Source organism: Actinopolymorpha cephalotaxi, from assembly GCF_013408535.1.
Classification (GTDB): Bacteria; Actinomycetota; Actinomycetes; order Propionibacteriales; family Actinopolymorphaceae; genus Actinopolymorpha; species Actinopolymorpha cephalotaxi.
This window is the reverse complement of the sequence record NZ_JACBZA010000001.1, coordinates 4,251,374-4,270,168: the sequence shown is the minus strand read 5'-3', so window position 1 is coordinate 4,270,168 and position 18,795 is coordinate 4,251,374. Positions and strand designations below refer to the sequence as shown.

Annotated in this window: 17 protein-coding genes; 9 read left to right on the top strand and 8 right to left on the bottom strand. The window is 69.7% G+C overall.

The features are described from left to right. The first annotated feature begins 73 nt into the window (after positions 1 to 73). Entirely contained in the window at positions 74 to 910 is an 837-nt protein-coding gene (locus FHR37_RS18855; RefSeq protein ID WP_092881020.1) for a carbohydrate ABC transporter permease, read from the top strand. An 84-nt stretch (positions 911 to 994) separates the two neighbouring features. After that, positions 995 to 1,960 (top strand): alpha/beta hydrolase, encoded by a 966-nt coding sequence (locus tag FHR37_RS18850; protein ID WP_092881022.1) that lies wholly within the window; start codon positions 995 to 997, stop codon positions 1,958 to 1,960. A 20-nt stretch (positions 1,961 to 1,980) separates the two neighbouring features. On the opposite strand, the gene FHR37_RS18845 is transcribed toward FHR37_RS18850, so the two are convergent. Together FHR37_RS18845 and FHR37_RS18840 are read right to left on the bottom strand one after the other, a co-directional pair. Next, a complete protein-coding gene (locus tag FHR37_RS18845; RefSeq protein WP_092881024.1) occupies positions 1,981 to 2,781 on the bottom strand; it encodes an SDR family NAD(P)-dependent oxidoreductase in 801 nt (266 codons plus the stop codon). Between the two features lie 97 nt (positions 2,782 to 2,878). Then, the gene (locus FHR37_RS18840) at positions 2,879 to 3,508 is read right to left on the bottom strand and encodes an alpha-ketoglutarate-dependent dioxygenase AlkB (protein WP_092881026.1); all 630 of its coding nucleotides are present in this window, start codon (positions 3,506 to 3,508) and stop codon (positions 2,879 to 2,881) included. A gap of 152 nt (positions 3,509 to 3,660) precedes the next feature. Between FHR37_RS18840 and FHR37_RS18835 the strand changes: the two genes are divergently transcribed. The 6 genes from FHR37_RS18835 to FHR37_RS18810 all read left to right on the top strand — a co-directional run bounded on the left by FHR37_RS18835 (position 3,661) and on the right by FHR37_RS18810 (position 11,369). Then, positions 3,661 to 4,152: a hypothetical protein gene (locus FHR37_RS18835; protein ID WP_092881028.1), complete on the top strand. Its 492-nt coding sequence runs from the start codon at positions 3,661 to 3,663 to the stop codon at positions 4,150 to 4,152. Between the two features lie 59 nt (positions 4,153 to 4,211). Beyond that, on the top strand, positions 4,212 to 5,153 hold the full coding sequence (locus tag FHR37_RS18830; protein WP_092881030.1) for a phosphotransferase family protein: 942 nt from the start codon (positions 4,212 to 4,214) through the stop codon (positions 5,151 to 5,153). Between the two features lie 167 nt (positions 5,154 to 5,320). Continuing rightward, a complete protein-coding gene (locus FHR37_RS18825) occupies positions 5,321 to 7,306 on the top strand; it encodes a PQQ-binding-like beta-propeller repeat protein (RefSeq protein ID WP_092881032.1) in 1,986 nt (661 codons plus the stop codon). Next, positions 7,303 to 9,315 (top strand): SMP-30/gluconolactonase/LRE family protein, encoded by a 2,013-nt coding sequence (locus FHR37_RS18820; protein WP_092881034.1) that lies wholly within the window; start codon positions 7,303 to 7,305, stop codon positions 9,313 to 9,315. Before FHR37_RS18825 ends, FHR37_RS18820 begins: the two co-directional genes overlap by 4 nt. Before the next feature lie 199 nt (positions 9,316 to 9,514). Continuing rightward, on the top strand, positions 9,515 to 10,498 hold the full coding sequence (locus tag FHR37_RS18815) for a DUF222 domain-containing protein (RefSeq protein WP_139238815.1): 984 nt from the start codon (positions 9,515 to 9,517) through the stop codon (positions 10,496 to 10,498). Between the two features lie 322 nt (positions 10,499 to 10,820). Next, positions 10,821 to 11,369: an HNH endonuclease signature motif containing protein gene (locus tag FHR37_RS18810; protein WP_092881036.1), complete on the top strand. Its 549-nt coding sequence runs from the start codon at positions 10,821 to 10,823 to the stop codon at positions 11,367 to 11,369. Positions 11,370 to 11,405: 36 nt separating this feature from the next. Here the strand turns inward: FHR37_RS18810 and FHR37_RS18805 are convergent, their stop codons facing one another. Genes FHR37_RS18805 through FHR37_RS18785 form a run of 5 tightly spaced genes read right to left on the bottom strand, consistent with a single transcriptional unit; the run spans position 11,406 to position 16,684 of the window. After that, a complete protein-coding gene (locus tag FHR37_RS18805) occupies positions 11,406 to 12,104 on the bottom strand; it encodes a haloacid dehalogenase type II (RefSeq protein WP_092881038.1) in 699 nt (232 codons plus the stop codon). A gap of 27 nt (positions 12,105 to 12,131) precedes the next feature. Beyond that, positions 12,132 to 13,478, bottom strand: coding sequence for a family 4 glycosyl hydrolase (locus FHR37_RS18800; RefSeq protein ID WP_092881040.1), 1,347 nt, complete (start codon positions 13,476 to 13,478; stop codon positions 12,132 to 12,134). 20 nt (positions 13,479 to 13,498) lie between these two features. Next, entirely contained in the window at positions 13,499 to 14,407 is a 909-nt protein-coding gene (locus tag FHR37_RS18795) for a carbohydrate ABC transporter permease (RefSeq protein WP_092881042.1), read from the bottom strand. Continuing rightward, positions 14,407 to 15,345: a carbohydrate ABC transporter permease gene (locus tag FHR37_RS18790; RefSeq protein ID WP_092881044.1), complete on the bottom strand. Its 939-nt coding sequence runs from the start codon at positions 15,343 to 15,345 to the stop codon at positions 14,407 to 14,409. Before FHR37_RS18790 ends, FHR37_RS18795 begins: the two co-directional genes overlap by 1 nt. 1 nt (position 15,346) lies before the next feature. Next, positions 15,347 to 16,684: an ABC transporter substrate-binding protein gene (locus tag FHR37_RS18785; protein WP_092881046.1), complete on the bottom strand. Its 1,338-nt coding sequence runs from the start codon at positions 16,682 to 16,684 to the stop codon at positions 15,347 to 15,349. Positions 16,685 to 16,854: 170 nt separating this feature from the next. On the opposite strand from FHR37_RS18785, the gene FHR37_RS18780 reads away from it, so the two are divergent. After that, on the top strand, positions 16,855 to 17,805 hold the full coding sequence (locus FHR37_RS18780) for a carbohydrate kinase family protein (protein WP_092881047.1): 951 nt from the start codon (positions 16,855 to 16,857) through the stop codon (positions 17,803 to 17,805). Here FHR37_RS18780 and FHR37_RS18775 read toward each other — a convergent pair. Then, positions 17,793 to 18,677 carry an LLM class flavin-dependent oxidoreductase gene (locus FHR37_RS18775; protein WP_092881049.1) on the bottom strand — a complete coding sequence of 295 codons (885 nt, stop codon included), beginning with the start codon at positions 18,675 to 18,677 and terminating at the stop codon, positions 17,793 to 17,795. The genes FHR37_RS18780 and FHR37_RS18775 overlap by 13 nt on opposite strands. Positions 18,678 to 18,795 lie beyond the last annotated feature (118 nt).

The following is an 18,795-nucleotide window of genomic DNA, read 5'->3' as shown; positions in this document are numbered from 1 at the left end:
GGTGAAGTAAGTGGCAGTCATTCACAAGGCCTATACCAAGGTATCCGCGCGCTCACAGGCCGACACCGCGCCCATGGCGGGGACGAAGCGGCGCTGGCCGATGGTGTCGTTCGTCGTCGTCAACGTGCTGTTGCTCATCGGCGTCCTGGTCGAGGTGTTGCCCTACCTCTACATGGCCTTCAGCGCGTTCAAGAGCAACGCGGAGATCTTCGGCGTCCCGCTCACCCTGTGGCCGCGGACGTGGACGTTCACCAACCTGGCGCAGCTGTTCCAGGGCTTCCCGGTGGCGCGGTGGATGCTGAACACCGCGATCGTGGCGGTGGTGGGCACGTTCCTCGCGGTGATGCTCGCCTCGCTCGCGGGGTTCGCGTTCGCCAAGCACGACTTCAGGTTCAAGACCCCACTGCTGTTCCTGATGCTGGCCACCATCCTGCTGCCCAGCCAGGTGCTGCTGGTCCCGCAGTTCCAGATCATGCGGACGCTGGACTGGTTCAACACCTACCAGGGCCTGATCATCCCGCGGGCGGTGACGGCGTTCGGGATCATCCTGATGCGGCAGTACACCCTGTCGATCCCGAACGAGCTGCTGGACGCGGCCCGGGTGGACGGCGCGACCGAGTTCGGCATCTGGTGGCGGGTGGTCGTGCCGCTGGTGCGGCCCGGCCTGGCGGTGCTCGGCATCCTGACGTTCCTCGGACTCTGGAACGACTACTTCTGGCCGCTCATCATCACCACCGACCCGAAGATGTTCGTCATGAACCTCGGCATCTCCTCGCTGATCGGGCCGTACGACTTCCGCTACGGGATGTTGCTGTCCGGCGCGCTACTGGCGTCCCTGCCGGTGATCCTGGTGTTCATCTTCTTCCAGAAGCAGTTCGTCGCCGGGCTGACGAGGGGCGCCCTGAAGTAGGCATTCCGGCGCGAAGCGTGCGATCTCGTCGTACGTTGTGAGTCGTACGTTCGGAGTCGTCCGCTTCGTCCCCAGGAGCAGCCCATGACGGCGAACCCGCGAGGTATCGCACTCGACCCGGCAGCGCAGGCGTTCGCCGAGGCGACCGACGCGCCGCCCTACCTCTACGAGCTGCCGCCCGAGGATGGCCGGGCAGCGGTGGACGAGGTGCAGTCCGGTGACGGCGTCGAAGCGCCCGAGGTGGACGAGCAGTGGGTGACCGCACCCGGCGGGCCGACCGGGTCCGTGCGGGTGCGGGTCGTCCGCCCACCGCGGGCGCGTGGCCTGCTGCCGGTGATCGTCTACGTGCACGGTGCCGGCTGGGTGTTCGGCAACGCGCACACCCACGACCGGCTGGTCCGCGAGCTCGCCACCCAGGCGCACGCCGCGGTGGTGTTCCCGGAGTACGACAGGTCACCGGAAGTGCGCTACCCGGTCGCGCTGGAGCAGTGCTACGCGGCGGCGCAGTGGGTCTGCGCGCAGGGCGCCCTGCAGGGACTGGACTCCTCCCACATCGCGGTTGCCGGCGACTCCGTGGGTGGAAACCTGGCGATCGCCCTTACCCTGTTGGCGAAAGAGCGCGGGGACGTGCGGTTCGCCGCACAGGTGGAGTTCTACCCCGTGACCGACGCGGCGTTCGGCACCTCCTCCTACGAGGAGTTCGCCGAGGGCTACTTCCTGCGCCGGGACGCGATGCGGTGGTTCTGGGACCAGTACACCACCGACGAGGGCGAGCGCGCGCTGGCCACGGTGTCCCCGCTGCGCGCCGGCCCGGACGACCTTCGCGACCTGCCGCCGGCGCTGGTGATCACCGCGGAGGCCGACGTGCTCCGCGACGAGGGCGAGGCGTTCGCGGTCAGGTTGCGCCAGGCGGGGGTGTCCACGACCGCGGTGCGGTACGCCGGGGTGATCCACGACTTCGTGATGCTGGACGCGCTGCGCGACACCGGAGCCGCCCGGGCCGCGGTGACGCAGGCGGCGACGTGGCTGCGGGAACACCTGAAGGCCTGACCGGGGGACAGCTCAGGCCCTCAGGTTGCGCGGGCCGCGCGGTCGTAGGCGGCGCGAGGGATCTGGGTGGCGAGCTTGCCGCCGCTGACGTCGATCAGCGTGCCGGTGACGTACCCCGCCTGGTCGGAGGCGAGGAAGCAGACCAGGTTGGCGATGTCGTCCGGCGTACCCCAGCGGCGGATCGTCAGCAGGTCCAGCAGCCGGTCCTGTTCGTCCGGTGAGCGTTCGGCGAAGTGGTTCATCTGCGTGGGCACCATGCCCGGGGCGTAGGCGTTCGCGGTGATGTTCCAGGGGCCGAGCTCGCCGGCGAGGGCGCGGGTGAAGTGCGCGACCGCCGCCTTCGCCGAGGCGTACGCCGAACCGCCCGCGGTGGGCACGATCGCGGCGAACGACGAGACGTTGATGATGCGCCCGGACCGCTGCTCCTTCATCACCGGCACCACGGCCTTGCACATCAGGAACGTCCCGGTCAGGTTGACGTCCTGGCAGCGGCGCCAGCTCTCCTCCGACAGGACGTCGACGGGCCCGCCCGCGACGATGCCGGCGTTGTTGACCAGGATGTCGATGCGGCCGTGCCGGCGTACGGTCTCCTCGACGACCTCCTGGATGCGGGCCGAGTCGGTGACGTCGCAGACGAACTGGCTCGCGGGCACGCTGCTCTCGGCGTCGAGTTCGGCGCCGAGGGAGTCCAGGTCGTCGGGGTGGACGTCCAGCGCCACCGTGGTGACCCCTTCGGCGGCCAGCCGGCGCACGAGTTCACGGCCGATTCCACGCCCGGCCCCGGTGACGATGGCTACCCGTCCGCTGAGATCGATGTGCATGGACGCCAGCCAACCACGGCATCGGACGGTCGGGCGGCGAGCTGTCCGGCCATGGTCTGCGCCGTCTCGCCCACCGGTCGGGTCGGCTCGTCCGGGCTCAGCGCACGCCGCGTGGGCGGAACTGGATGCTGATCCGCGGCCCGACCGCTCCCTTGCTCTTGGGTACGCAGTGCTCCCAGGTGCGCTGGCAGGAGCCACCCATCACGATCAGGTCGCCGTGGCCGAGCGGATGGCGGATCGTCTCCCCGCCGTCGCGCGGCCGCAGCAGCAGGGAGCGCGGGGCGCCGAGGGAGAGGATCGCCACCATGGTGTCGTCGGTGCTGCCGCGGCCGATCCGGTCACCGTGCCAGGCGACGCTGTCACTGCCGTCGCGGTAGAGACACAGGCCGGCGGTACGGAACGGCTCGCCCAGCTCCTCGGCGTAGTAGCTGTCAAGGGCGGCTTTCGCCTGATCGAGCAGCGGGTCGGGAAGGGGAACGTCCTCGTCGTAGAAGCACAGCAGCCGCGGGACGTCGACCACCCGGTCGTACATCTGCCGCTTCTCGGCGTACCACGGGACGATCTGCGAAAGCCGCTCGAACAGCTCGTCCGAACCGCGCACCCAACCGGGCCGCAGGTCGATCCAGGCTCCGTAACTGAGCGGCACCCGGCGGACGGCGCCGGCGAGCTCGGCCAGGCCCGGCTCGTCGGCGAAGTCCAGCAGGGAGCCCTGGAACGCCGAAGTCACAGCCCCGACCCTACCCGATGCTTCGAACAGGCGTTCGCCGCACACCCGATCACGAACGTCCGCGCTGAACTGCACCAGGGAATTGTCGCGCCGTCGCGGTCGACGGTTCAATGGCGGTCACGTGACAGCGAGTTCATGGAAGGGGGCGGGGGATGAGCCGGCATCGGTTCCACGGTGACCCGGCCCGCTTCGAGGTGGTCGCCGCGTACGTCGGTGAGCGGTTCCCGACCGCGAAGTACGTCGCGGACGTGGCCGGTGGCCAGGGGATGCTGGCGCGGCTGCTGCGCAAGCGGTTCGGCATGGAGTGCGAGGTGGTGGACCCGCGCGGCTGGACGCTGAAGGGCGTGCCCGGCCGGGCGGAGGAGTACTCCGCGGGGATGGCCGACTTCTACGACGTCGTGGTCGGGCTGCATCCGGACGAGGCGCTGCGGGAGGTGGTCGACTCGGCCGTCACCCGTCCTGTCCTGGTGGTGCCGTGCTGCAACTTCTGGGATCGCTCCCACAAGTTGGGCCAGGCCGAACTGCTGGCCGCCGTCGCCGGGCACCACCGCGGGCTGGGTGGCGTGTGCGAGTCCGTACGCCTGGACTTCCGCGGCCCGAAGAACCTCGGCCTCGTCCTCGAACCGCCTGTGCCTGACCTGTGAGTTTCGCGTATGCCCGAATTGTCTTGTGCGACTGTCCTTCCGGCGGCCAGGATCGGCTGGTGACCGCAGAACGCAGGTTCGCCGACCCCGAACACCTGGCAGCGCTCGCCCGCGCGGCGTTCGGCCACGGCCGCCGGTTGGTCGCCACCGAACCCCTGGCCGGTGGCACCAAGAAGGGCGTGTACCGCCTCGCGTTCGACGACGACAGCACGGCGATTGTCTACAGCTGGGACCCGGACTCGCACGCCTCCGGCTTCGAGTTGTTCGAGGCCGCGCGCGCCCACCTGGACGCGGTGGGGGTGCGCAGCCCGCAGGTCTACCTCGCGGACCGAAGCCGGGCGCACTTCCCGGCGGACGTCGCGGTCGTCGAGGATCTCCAGGGGCCGAACCTGGAAACCCTGCTGGCAAGCGATCCGGCGGCGGCGAGCGCGGTCATGGACCGGCTGAATGCCGCGCTCGGCCGGATGCACGCCGACCTCGGACCGGCGTACGGCAAGGTCGCCTTGGTCGACGCCGGCGATCGACCGATCGGTTCCTCGTGTGAGCAGGTCGTCCTCGACAACGCGCTCGCCGATCTCGCCGGCGCCGCGTCCCGTGACCGGCGCGTGGCGAAGGCGCACGACGAGTTCGCCGACGTCCTGCGGCTGCTGGCGAGTGCTGTCGGCTCTCGTACCGCGTACGGCCTCATCCACGGTGAGCTGGGACCGGATCACGTCCTGGTCGACTCCGACGGTGCCCCGGTCCTCATCGACATCGAGGGCCTGATGTTCTTCGACGTCGAATGGGAGCACGCCTTCCTGCGGATCCGCTTCGGTAAGCACTACGCGGCCCTTCGCCGGGAGGACCTGGACAGGCAGCGGCTCGCGCTCTATCGGCTTGCTATGCACCTGTCGCTCGTCGCGAAGCCGCTGCTCATGCTCGACACCGACTTCCCCGACCACGAGGGCACGCGGATGATCGCCGAGGCGAACCTCGTGCAGGCGTTCGGCTTCCTGAGCTGACGGTCTGTCGGCCGGACAGTGAAACGGCCGAACGTGGACGTGGATCGGCCGAGGGCTGTCGTGGGTGCCGATTCACAATTACAGTCCGGACCGAAAACTTTGACTGGTTTCCCGTCGTACGCACTGCGCGGACGCCACCTCGTTCGGATCGGACTGGAGGGCAACCGATGACGACGCCCGAACGCGCACCCGAGGGCATCTCCAGGCGACGACTGCTCGGTGCGGCCGGGGCAGCCGGTGTCGGCGCGGTCGCGGCAGCGCTTCCGGCCGGCGCGAGGCCCGCGCACGCGTCGGCAGCAGCGCCTCAGGTCGCGCCGACGATCACCGACCTCGGCCCGGCGTCCGAGGTCACCGTCCTCAACGGATCCGAGCCGATCGGCGACCGCATCTACGTCAACACCGGCGGGGTCAGCCCGACCGTCGTCGGCGCGTACGACCCGGCACAGAAGCGGGTCACCCAGCGGTACACGTTGCCAACCGGGCAGGGCGCGTGGGCGACGACCGCCGTGGGCGCCGACCTCTACGTCGGCACGTACGCACCTGGCGACCTCTACCGCGTGGACACGACCGGCACGTCGGTCACGAAGGTCGCCGACGTCCGGCCGGACGACTTCATCTGGGCGCTGGACACCTCACCGGACGGCAAGGTCTACGGCGGGACGTACCCGCGCGGCCGGGTCTTCGAGTACGACCCCGCGACCGGCGCGAAGCGCGACTACGGAACGGCGGTGCCGGGCGAACAGTACGTCCGCAGCATCGCCGTCGACGACACCACGATCTACGCCGGCGTCGGGGCGCACGCACATCTGATGGCCATCGACCGGGTGACCGGTGCCGGCAGGGACATCCTGCCTCCGGAGTTCGCCGACCGTACGTTCGTCGCGACCCTCGCGTTGGAGGACGGCCTCCTCGCGGCCGGACTGTCCGCGACCGGCACGATGCTGCTGATCGACACCGCCGACCCCACGCACTACGAGGTCGTGCAGGCGCCGAACGACTCCTACATCACCGCCATCACCATCGACGCGGCGAACAACGACGTCTACTTCGGCACCCGCCCGTCCGGCACGCTCTACAAGTACGACCGGGACACCGGCTCGCTCACCTCGCTGCTGGTTCCCTACGACGGCGCGTACTTCGGCCGGATCGTCCTCGACGGACGCGTTCTGCGCGGCATCCTCACCAGCAACGTGGTGAGCTACGACCTCGACACGGGGGAGTACGACGGGGTCGACATCACCCAGGCGGGCATGCCGCCGGCACCCGAACTCGCGATGGCGATCGCCACCGACGGGCCCCGCGTCTACGTCAGCGGCAAGGCCGGAGTCCAGGTGCACGACCTGGCGACGGGCACGTCGAAGCGGGTGTTCCTGCCCGGTGAGGCGAAGGCGATGACGCCTGTGCGCGGGCAGGTGTGGCTGTCGGTCTACACGCTGGCCTACCTGTTCCGGATGTCGCCCGGCGCAGGGCCCGTCCGGGTGACGACCCTCGGCAACGACCAGACCCGTCCCCTGGACGCGACGTACTCACCGAGCGACGGGCTGCTCGCGGTCGGAACCCAACCGGAGTACGGCAGGTACGGCGGCGCGCTCGGCCTCTACGATCCTGTCGGCGGGCACCTGTCGGTGTACCGCGGCGTCGTGCCCGACCAGTCGGTGCGGTCGGTCGCGATCAAGGACGGAACGGTCTTCCTGGGCAGCAGTATCCGCAACGGGCTTGGCACGACGCCGCGGGCGCCGGAGGCGAAGCTCGCGGCGTTCGACCTGGCCTCCCGCTCCGTCACGTACGAGCTCGTTCCCGTGCCCGGCGCCAGGGAGATCGTCGACCTGGTGGCCACCGGAGACCGGGTGTACGGCGTGACCGACACCGGGCTGATGTTCGAGTACGACCCGCGGCGTCGGCAGGTGCTGCGGACCGCGCAGGTGGCCACCGGCGCACCGGCACTGGTGCTGGTCGGGCGGACCATCTACGGAGCCGACATCCGCCACGTGTTCCGGGTCGACCGGTCCACCCTTGCGACCATGACGGTGGTCGACGACCTGCACACCGAAAGCTACAGCGGCGCGATGATCGCGGCCGCACCCGACGGCTCCGCGTTGTACGCACTGCGCGGACGCAACCTCGTCCGGATCGGACTGGAAGGCTCTCGATGACCACGCCCGAACGCAAACACGACGGCATCTCCAGGCGACGACTACTCGGTGCGGCCGGGGCGTCCGGGGTCGGCGCGGTCGTGGCGTCGCTTCCGGCCGGTGCGATGCCCGCACACGCCACCTCGACTGCACAGCTGGGGGCCTCGCCGATGATCACCGACCTCGGCCCGGCGGTGCTGGGCGCTCCGATCGTCGGGGCGACGGTCGCCGGTGACAGTGGCTTCGTGGTGACCCGCGGCCTCGAGCCACCGATTCTCGCCGAGTACGACCTGCGCACCGGGAAGGTGGTTGCCAACCACGAGTTGACAACCGGACTCGGCGGCTGGGGCACGGCGGCGGTCGGCGGATCGGTGTACGCGGGGATGTACTCCGTCGCGGACATCCACCGGCTGAACCTCGCCACCGGTGTGGTGGAACGCCTTGGCCGGTTGGGGAACGAGCAGTACGCGTTCGACCTGACCGCCTCGCCGAGCGGGAAGATCTATGCAGGTACGTTCCCGGGCGGCAGGGTCTATGAGATCGATCCCACGGGCTCCGGTAGCCCTGTCTTCCGCGACCTCGGTCAGGCGGCGCCAGGTCTGCAGTACGTCCGCTGTGTCGCGGTCGGTTCGGACGGCACCGTGTACGCCGGGACCGGCACGTCCGCCCGGCTGGTCGCGATCGACCCGGTGACCGGCACCCGGACCGACATCCTGCCGGAGTCGTTGCACAGTGAGTCGTTCGTCTACGACGTCGTGGTCGGCGCCGACCACGTGGTGGCCGGCACCGAGCCCCACGGTCAGCTCGTCGTGATCGACCGTGCCGACCCCGCGCACCACACCGTCGTCTCCACCGGTGAACGCACGATCGACGCGATCACCATCGACGGCGACACCGTGTACTTCACCGCCCGCCCGAGCGGCGCGCTCTACGCGTACCGGCTGGACACGGGCACGCTCACCCGGCTCGCCGTCGCTGTCGCCGCGGAGGAGACGCGTGGTGTGTTCGTCCGCGACGGTGTGGTGCGCGGCGCCTCCGGTGCCGGGCTGTGGTGGACGTACGACGCTGCCGGGGCTGCCAACGGTGGCGGGGTGAACGTCGTCGACCTCGTTGACGTCGGCCTGAGGCCCGGGCCCGAGCCGCCGCAGTCGGTGTCGTACGTCGACGACGACGGGCCGGGCCAGGTGCTCGTCGGTGGCAACTTCGGCTTGCAGGTGCACGATCTGTCCCGGGACACGAGCCGGCGGCTGCGGGTGGACGGTGAGGCGAAGTCGATGGCCCCCGTACGCGACCGGACCGTGATGGCGATCTATCCGGGCGCGCTGGTCGACGCGTACGACCACCGCTCGGCGAGTGTCGTCAGGATCGGCGAGATCGGCGGCCTGGCCAACCGGCCCCGCTCGATGCGTCTGCATCCGCCCGGTCGGCTGCTGCTGATCGGCGTACGCAATGAGTACGGCATACCCGGTGGTGCGCTCGCCGTCGTCGACGTGCGCTCGGGTGGGATCGATCGGTACGACGACCTCGCCGCCGGGCAGTCGGTCGGTGCGGTGGCGAGCCATCGCGACCTCGCCTATCTCGGCACCGACACCCGGGTGGACGGTGCGCCGCCGGTGGCGAAGGAGGCGGTGCTGCTCGGCTTCGACCTGACGTCCCGCCAGGTGGTGTGGACATGGACCGCGGTGCCCGGCGCCACCGGGTACGTCAGCCTGGTGCACCATCACGGGCTGCTGTACGGCGTCACGGCGCAGGGCGTGTTGCTGGTGGCGGATCCGGTCGCCCGCACAGTGGTCGGTTCGGGCCGGATACCGGCCGGGGGTCCTGGTTACCTCGCGGTGCGGGCCGGCTCCGTGCTCTCGGTGACCACCCAGGTGCTGGCCCGGGTGAACCCCGACGCCACCACGACGACGTTGGTGTCCGGACTCGCGGGGGACTGGTACAACGAACCGCAACTCGCGGTTGACGAGGACTCCGGCGACGTCTTCACCGTGCGCGGCCGCAACCTCGTGCGCATTCACTTCCCTTCCTGATGTACGACTGGCCGGCTGGTGCCGCTCCATCAGCGGTACCAGCTGACAACCATGTCTTGACGGGCGGCGGCAGGTCGTCCTGGGCCTTCATCTGACCTGGTGCACGGCTCGATGAGTTGGACAAGAATTCCTCGATTTTCGTTGTGAGTAAGCGATTTCCCGCTAGAGAAAGCCGATCTTGTCCGGTAGACTCGAACACATGAGCGATGACGGTGAGTGCTTCGACGGCCACCCGGGTGAGGACCTGGGTGGCCGTCGGGTGCTGCCTGCGGGGTTTGAGGATTTGCCGGGTGGGCCGGAGTTGGCGGTGGCGATCGCTTCGGTCGACCTGGCCGCGTGCAACGGGTGGGAGCTGGAGGAGTACGTCAAGGGGACCCGGCGGCTGGTTTGCTGGGCGGAGTCCCGCTGTCTGACGGGGGTGAACGAGCTTGCCCACGCCGATCCGGGTATGCGTACCGATGCGGCCGGGCGCAGGTTCACCGCGGACTCGATGACTCCTGTGCTCCTGGAGCCGTTGCTGGGGTGGACCGCCTACCGCGCGTCCCAGTACGTGGCGATCGCGACCACCCTGCCCAGGCTGCCGCGGGTGGATGAGGCTCTGGCAGGCGGACTTCTGGAGTTCGACGAGGTCCGCGTCATCGTGGACCGGATCACCGACGCCAAACCCGACCTGTGGGATGGGATCGAGGCCGCCCTTTTTCCCAAAGTCCTCGAACTACGCGGCGGGCTGCTACGGGCCAAGGTCGAGGCCGAGACCCTCAAGGCCGACCCCGACGCCGCGGCGAAACGGCACAAGGCCAAGAGGTCGGACCGTGACGTGGCGATCTGGCCGTCCGTCGACGGTGTCGCCGACCTCGGCATCCGAGGACTGTCCGCGGACCAGGCCGCGGAGGCGTACGGCAACATCGACGCCATCGCGCGTGCGGTGAAGTCCGGCGGCGACCCTCGCAAACTCGGCCAACTCCGTGCCGACGTCGCTGCCTCCCTGCTCACCGGCATGGCCGACATCGTCGACTGCTCCGCCCCCACAGCCACCGACAACCACACCGACCAAGACCGGGCGCAAGACGAGGCCGCGCAGGACCCAGGCGGCCCAGGAAGAGTCCGAGCAGACCGAGGACGAGCAGGGTTCGTGTGCCGTTCACCGGTATCCCGACCACGACCTGCACCGCGCCGCCTGTGACTGCGGTGACTGCGCTCCCGCCGGGACCGCGAACGCCACAGCCGACTACACCCCCTGCAACTGCTCCACCGTGCACGACACCGCCGCACACGAAGCCGGTGAGGAAGCAGCCGGAAAGGGACCAGCCACCGAGGAGGCGACCGCCGCCGACAGTGCCGCTCCGGCCGCCGGTCAACAAGCGGCGGGGCAGATCCCCGAGCAGAACCGCCGACCCGACGAGCCGGTCGACCCGCCCGTGGACGATCCGACAGCACCACCACGGCCGCCCTGGTCGTCCTCGCAGCCGAGCTGGGGGCCGATACGAACGCGCTCGAAGGTCCAAATGAACATCCCACTCACCACGCTGATGGGACTCTCGACCCGGCCCGGTGAGCTCGGCGGGTTCGGCCCGATCATCACCGAGATCGCCGAACGCATCGTGGCGAACAACCTCACCAACCCCGAAGCCCGCTTCAGTGTCGGGGTCACCCACCCCGTCACCGGACGGTTACTTCACCTGCATCCGATCCCGGCGAGGTTCCTGCGCGGACTACAGGCCGAGCTCGTCCATGCCCGCGACCAGCGCTGCGTGTGGACCACCTGCCGAAGACCCGCCGCGACCTGTCACCTCGACCACAACACCGAGTACGCCGACGGCGGAGAAACCTCCGTCGACAACATCGCGCCACTGTGCCCACGCCACCACAAGGCCAAAACCGAACGCGACTGGAAACTCCAGCAGACCGGCCCCGGCGAGCACACCCTCACCGACCCGTTCGGACGCCAGTACGTCAGCGGAGCACCCTCCCTCACCGACCCGGTGGTGCCGGCCGAGCCGGAACCCGCCACCGCCGGAGCACTGCTGGCCGAGGATGACCTGCCACCGTTCTGACAGCACGCCCGGGCAGTCCCGGGTAACCAGACGGATTCAGGCCTGGTCGAGTGCGAGCAAGGCTTCCACGACGGCGGGCAGGTCCGGGCCGGTGACGTCGGGGGAGAGGAAGACGGCGGGGAACGGCGTACCGGACCGGTCGATCCATGCGCTGGTCAGCCCGGCGCGAGCGGCGCCGTCGGTGTCCCACGGATGAACGGCGATCAGTGCCGCGCGGTCAGCGGGCACGCCGCACTCGCCGACCGCCCAGAGGTACGGCTCGGGGGCGGGCTTCCAGCGGCGCGGCTCGCTCACCGACAGCCGGCGTTCGAACAGGTCCAGGACGCCGGCTCGCTCGAACGCACCGCGCGACAGTTCCGCCGACCCGTTCGTGAGCGTCACCAGCCGCACCCCGGCCCCGTGCAGGCGGCGCAGCCCGGCCGGAACGTCCGGATGTACGTCGAGAGCAGGGAAGCCGGACAGAACCTCCGCCACCGCCTCCTCGCGTTTCGCCTCGTCGGCGAAGCCGGCGCCGAGACCCGCCAACGCGGTACGCAAGGCCGCCTTGGCGACGTCGGCGAAGTCCGCGTACGCACCCACACTGGTGAGCGCGAACCCGTCGCGCAGGGTCGCGGCGAACCACGAGTCCAGCAGGTGGCGCGGTGCGCTCACCGACTCGAGCCGGTCCCGCAGCGGGGAGAGGTCTGTCAACGTCTCGTTGACATCGAACACGACGAGCTCGGGGCGGTGCGGCACGTCAACTCCTCGATGAGCGCGGGCTCCTCAGGAAGCGAAGGAGTCCAGCAGCGGGCGGTGGCCGGCGATCGCGTCGTCCAGCAGCGCCTTCGCCACCTGTGGGCTCGGCACCAGTGGGTCCAACGCCAGCGCCTGCACAGCCAATTCCCGGGATCCCTCGATCGCCGCCCGAACCGTGAGTTCCTGCTGGAGGCTGCGCTCGGTGAGGACGGCCGCCAGCGCGGGCGGGAGGTCACCCACCGCCAGCGGGGTCACGCCGGCCGCGCGGACCACCGCGGGCACCTCGACGACGGCCTCGCTCGGGAGGTTCGCGATCGCGCCCGCGTTCGGGACGTTGACGGCAAGCTCGAGGAGCTCGCGACCGGTGAACAGCGCCTCGGCGATCGCGACCAGTCGTTCGGCCTCCTGACCCTCCGACACCGCGTCCAGCGGCATCGCGCCGGACGCCTGCGCGTGCAACTTGTCCCACAGGTCGGACTTCTCGTCGATGTAGGAGCGGGTGGCGTCAAGGCCGGGTTGCAGCCCCCACGGCAGCTCGCCGGACGGGCTCGCCGCCTCACCGCGCAGGTACCACCCGAAGAACTCCGCCACGTGCCGGTCACCGGGCGCGGGATACAGGCCGAAGACGTCCAGCAGGTCCGCCGTCACCGGTTCGCCCAGCGGGTGGTCCCGGTCGCCCTTCGCGGCGACCTCCTCGACCATCGTCCGCAACCGGGGAAGGAGGTCCTCCCGGCCGTGGCGGAGTTCCAGCAACCAGCACAGGTGGTTGAGCCCGGCGAAGACCGCGGTGACCTCCTCCCGCGGCACCCCGAGCACCCGGGCCAGCATGGACCGGGTGTGCATCGTGCCGTGGCACAGGCCGATGGTGCGCGGGTGCGCCCAGCCGGTGATCGCCCGTACGTTGGCGGTCAGCGGGTTGGCGTAGTTGACCAGCCAGGCGTCCGGAGCGAGGTCGGCCACGTCCTGGCCGATCCGCACCAGCTCGGGCACCTGCCGGAACGCGCGCAGCACCCCGCCCGGCCCCACCGTGTCGCCGACCGTCTGCCGGATGCCGTACCGCAGCGGGATGTCCAGGTCGGCCCGCCATCCGTCCGCACCGCCGACCGCGATGGTGGTGGCGACCAGCGTGGCTCCGGCAAGCGCCTCCCGCCGGTCGACGTGCGCCTCGACGGTGAGCCGGGCCCCGCGTTCGGCGGCGATGCGCCGGCCGAGCCGGGCCATCGTGGTGGCCGCGTCCTCCTCGATGTCGACCAGGTGCACCTCGGCGCCGTCGAACACCGGCGAGGCAGCGAGGTCGGCCAGCAGGCCGGGTGTGAACACCGTGCTGCCGGCGCCGATCAGCACGACCTTGATCCCCGACATGGACGACGCCACCCGCCTCACTTGATCCCGGCCTACTTGATTCCGGTCAGCACGAACGCGTTCACGATCCGCCGCTGGAAGAACAAGAAGACCACACAGACCGGAACGACCGCCATCGTGGCCGCCGCCATCACCAGGTCCGAGCGCTGCGCGTGCTGGCTGTTGAAGTACGTCAGCGCCAGCGGGACGACCATCTTGTCCTGGTCGTTGATCACGATCAGCGGCCACAGGTAGTCGTTCCACGAACCGAGGAAGGTGAAGATGCCGAGTGCCGCCAGGGCGGGTCCGGTCAGCGGCAGGATCACCCGCCAGTAGATCGCGAACTCGCCCGCGCCGTCGAGCCGGGCCGCGTCCACCAGGTCGTCCGGGATCGCCGCGATGAACTGCCGCATCAAGAAGATGCCGAACGCGCTCACGATGCTGCCGACCACCAGCGCCCACAGGGTGTTCAGCAGGTGCAGGAAGTTCATCACGAGGTAGCTCGGGATCAGCAGGACCGGCGCCGGGATCATCATCGTGGACAGCAGCACGACGAAGAGGACGTTCTTTCCGGGGAAGGCGAACTTCGCGAAGATGTAGCCCGCGATCGAGCTTGTGAACAACGTCAGGGCGGTCACCGCCACCGCCACCAGCAGGCTGTTGCGATACCAGATGAGGTACGGCGAGTTCTGCAACACGAACGCGAAGTTCGCGAACGTCGGGTGCTCGGGCAACAGGCTCGGCGGGACCTGGATGATCTCCTGCGCAGTCTTCAGCGAGTTGCTCACCATCAGCACGAACGGCGCGACGAACCCGATCGCCGCGATGCTCAGCACGACGTACAGCACGATCTGCCCGGGTCCGCCGAAGCGGCGACGGGGCCGCCCGCCCCGGGCCGCCGCGGACGTGGAAGCCGGGGTGGGCGACGCCGCCGGGACGCGGCTGGTCAGCGGACTCGCCATCAGTACTCCCAACGGGAACGCAGGATGCGCATCTGGACCAGCGCGATGACGAGGATGATCAGCATCAGGATCAGCGACATCGCCGTCGCGTACCCCAGCTGGAAGTCGCCGAAGGCACGTTGGTAGATGTGCAGGACGACGGTCTCACTCGACCGCAGCGGCCCGCCGGCGGTCATCACCTGGATACGGGTGAACTCCTGCAGGTAGCCGATCGTGGTCAGGCAGAAGACGAACACGAACGTACGCTGCAACAACGGAAGCGTCACGTGCCGGAAGCGGGACACCACCCCGGCGCCGTCCACCTTCGCCACGTCGTAGAAGTCCAGCGGGATCGCCTGCAGCCCGGCCAGGAACACGATCACGTTGAACCCCAGGTCCTGCCACACCGAGGTGACCATCACCGACCACAACGCGGTGCCCGGGTCGCCGAGCCAGGACTTCCCGGACAGCCCGAGCAGGTTGAGCACCGCGTTCAGCCAGCCCGCCTGCGGGTCGTAGATCGGCACCCACACAAGGGATGCGGCCACCGCGGACGCGATCGCGGGAAGGAAGAAGACCGTGCGGAACAACGCCCGCAGCCGGGTGATGTGGTTGAGGGCGAGCGCGACTGCCAGCGAGAGCACGATGTTCAGCGGTACGGCGACCAGCGCGTACTTCCCGGTGACGGCGAGAGAGTTGAGGAACGCCGGATCGTCGGTGAAAGCGTAGGTGAAGTTGCGCAGGCCGATGAACGGAGAGACCGGCGCGAGCTGGTTGTACCTGTGCAGGCTGAGCCAGACCGCGATGCCGATCGGGACCAGCGAGAAGACCGCGAACAACGCGAGGATGGGCGCGAGCCAGCCGTACACGAAGGCAAGCTGGCGCCGCCGCCCGGGCAGGCTGGTCGTTGTACGCGAAGCCGCCGGGGGTGTGGTGGTGGGCGTGGTCGTGGCCGCCATGTCAGGGCCCGATCTTCTCGTCGATCATCAGGTTGATCTGCTTCTCCGCCTCGGCGATCGCGGTCACCGGGTCCTGCCGGTGCAGTTCGACGCTGACGAACGCGTCGTGGATGTAGGTCCAGAACTCGTCCCGGTCGTGCACCCGGCCGACCCACCTCCCGTGCGGCAGGACGCCGAACGGCACCTTCAGGTAGGGCGCCTTGGCCAGCATCTGCTTGTCGTCCTGCAACTCCTTCAGCGCCGGGACGGTGGCGGAGGTGAGGTTCCAGATCCGGGCGTTGTCCGGGCGGGCCATGAAGCCGACGAACTTCCACGCCGCCTCGCGTACCTTCGGGTCCGCCTTCGCGTTGACCACCTCGCCCCAGCCGGACTCGGCGGCGAACTTCAGCGTGTCACCGGCGTAGGGCGGCTCGGCGATGTAGGCGAGGTCGGTGAACTTCGGGAAGTCCGCGCGCCCGGACGCCACCACCCACGGGCCCTGGTGGGCCATCGCCGCGCGGCCGCGGAAGAACATCGTGTACGGGTCGCCGGTGTACCACGTGGTGTTGTCCACCTTGTGTTTGGTGACGAGTTCGGTCTCGTCAATCCACGCTTTACGCGCCTGCGGGCTGTGGAAGTCGACGTGCACGCCGTCGTCGGCCCAGAAGTCGCCGCCGAGCTGCAGGATCATCGACAGGAAGGTGAACGTGATGGAGTCGTTGCCGGTGAAGGCGTACCCCACCTGGTCGGCGCGTCCCTTCGAGTCGATCCTCGTCAGCCGTTCGCCGGCCTCCACCAGGTCGGCCCAGGTCGCGGGCGGCTCGGTGATGCCGGCCTTCCGGGCCAGCTTCGGGTTGTAGAGGATGCCGCCGTTCTCCAGGTTGTACTCGTGTGGAACGCCGTACAGCTTTCCCCTGTGGGTGTAGGCGCCGACCGCCGCGGGCCAGAACCTCGACGTCGGCTCGCTGCCGGACAGAGAGGACGGAACCTCGTCCAGCAGTTGGTTCACGGCGTACTCGGTGACCCAGGTGCCGAACATCTGCTGGATGTCGGCGACGTTGCGGGCGCGGTAGGCGGCCTGCAGCTTGCGGGCCAGCACGTCGTACGGGAAGTACTGGTAGACGATGTGGATGCCGGGGTTCTCGGCCTCGAACCGCTTGATCATCGTGGTGTTGGCGGTGACGAAGCTCGGGTTGTTGTGGCTCCACCAGGTGACGTTGAGCTTGCCGTCGACCGGCTTGGACACCACGGTCCCCTCGGGGGCCGAACCCGAGGAACACCCGGCCAGCACGGAGCCGGCTGCGACCGCCGACAGGCCCGCCGCGGAACGGCCGAGGAAACCCCTGCGGCTCAACGTCATCTGGGAAACCGTCCCTGCGAACGAGCACCACTGCCGACGTCTGCGCAACGTATTCACCGCACCTGCCCGGGTCAAGCCGGTGTGTCCGCCATCTGCCACCGCCTGCCGTACCCGGTCACCGGGCCCGCTGCCGCCCGACCGCGCGCAGGCGGTTCGGTTACGCTTCGCCGATGCCCGAACCCACCGAGGTCCTCGTCGTCGGCGAGCTCAACGTCGACGTGATCGTGTCCGGCGCCGACGCCGTCCCGACGTTCGGCCAGCACGAGCAGATCGTGGACGAGTGCCGGGTGACGCTGGGGTCGTCGTCGGCGATCTTCGCCTGTGGCGTACGCCGGCTCGGGCACGCCACCACGATGGTCGGCGTGGTAGGGGCGGACATGTTCGGCGAGGTCGTACGAGACGCCCTGCGTGAACGGGACGTGGACACCTCCGCGGTCGTGGTCGACCCGGGCACACCCACCGGTGTCACGGTGATCCTCAACACCGGCGCCGACCGGGCGCTGCTGACCGCGCCAGGCAGCATCGGGGCCACCCGGCGCGCGCACGTGCCGGCGGAGCTCCTGCACGGCGCCCGGCACCTGCACGTGGGCAGCGTGTTCCTGCAAAGGGACCTGCGCCCGGAGCTCCCGGCGCTGTTCGACGACGCCCGCGCCGCCGGGCTGACCACGTCGTTCGACCCGAACTGGGACCCCGCGCAACGCTGGACCGACCTGTTGCCACTGCTGGGCCACGTCGACGTGGTGTTCGTGAACGAGGCCGAGGCGGAGCACCTCACCGGCGGGCTGCCGGCGTTCCGCGCGGCGTACGCGCTCAGCGACCTGATGCGACCGGGCGGGACGATCGTCGTCAAGCGCGGCGAGCACGGCGCGCTGGCGGTCCGCGACGGCAAGGACACGGCGGTTCCGGCGTACGACATGAACGTCGTCGACACCACCGGCGCCGGTGACTCCTTCGACGCGGGATTCGTGCACGGCCTGCTGAACGGCGCCGAGCTGGGGGAGTGCCTCGCGCTGGGCGCCGGGTGTGGCTCGCTGTCCACCCGGACAGCCGGTGGGACCGACGCCCAGCCCGACGCCGGTGAGCTCACGGCGCTTCTGGGTCAGGTCGCCTACGGAGCCTGAGGGGCCGACAGGTAGTCGCTCGCGACCTTCTCCAGTACGGCTTCGTCGCCGGCGTAGATGCCCTCGGGCCGCGGCCAGTGCACCACCACGTCGGTGAAGCCGCACTCGGCGGCCCGGCCGGTCGCGTCGGCGAACGACTCCACGCTGGACAGCGCGAAGCGGTCGTCGCTGTCCAGGGACAGGTAGCGGTCGACCGTGGCCGGGTCACGGCCGCTCTCGGCGAGGATGTTGTCGAAGCGGTCGGCCAGCTCCGCGACCCCCCGCCACCACTGCGACGGGCCGCCCTGACCGCCCTTGCCGTAGGTGATCCAGCCCTGGCCGTACCGCGCCGCGAGCCGCATCGACCTGGGGCCGTTCGCGGCGACGAGGAGCGGAAGCCTCGGGTCGTGCAGGCTGCCGGGTCTCGTGCGCGCGTTCACGGCCGTGAAGTAGTCGCCCGTGTAGCTGACGTCGTCCTCGGTCAGCAGCCGATCCAGCAACTCCAGGAACTCTCCCAGCCGCGCGACCAGCTGGGGCGGGGACAAGGTGTCGTGGCCGAGCACGGTGGCGTCGAAGCCGGTGCCGCCGGAGCCGAGGCCGAGGAGGAACCGGCCCGCGCTGATGTCGTCCAAGCCGAGGACGTCGCGCAGGAACGGCACCGGATGCCGGTAGTTGGGGGAGGCGACGTAGGTCCCGAGCCTGATCCGCGAGGTCACCATCGCTGCGGCGGTCAGGGTCGGGACGGTGCCGAACCACGGCCCGTCGGCCAGGCTCCGCCAGGCGAGGTGGTCATAGGTCCAGGCGTGGTCGAATCCGTACTCTTCGGCACGTCTCCACCGCGGGGCGGCCTCGGACCAGCGGTGTTCGGGCAGGATCACGATGCCGTGGCGCATGAGGCCCCACTGTAGGGGACAACGTGACAGTCATTCGGCCACGTTGAGACATGGCCTTGTCACTCAGCGCGCCGGTCCCTAGATTGATCACCTTCCATGGCCGAGGTGTCCCTCCTCG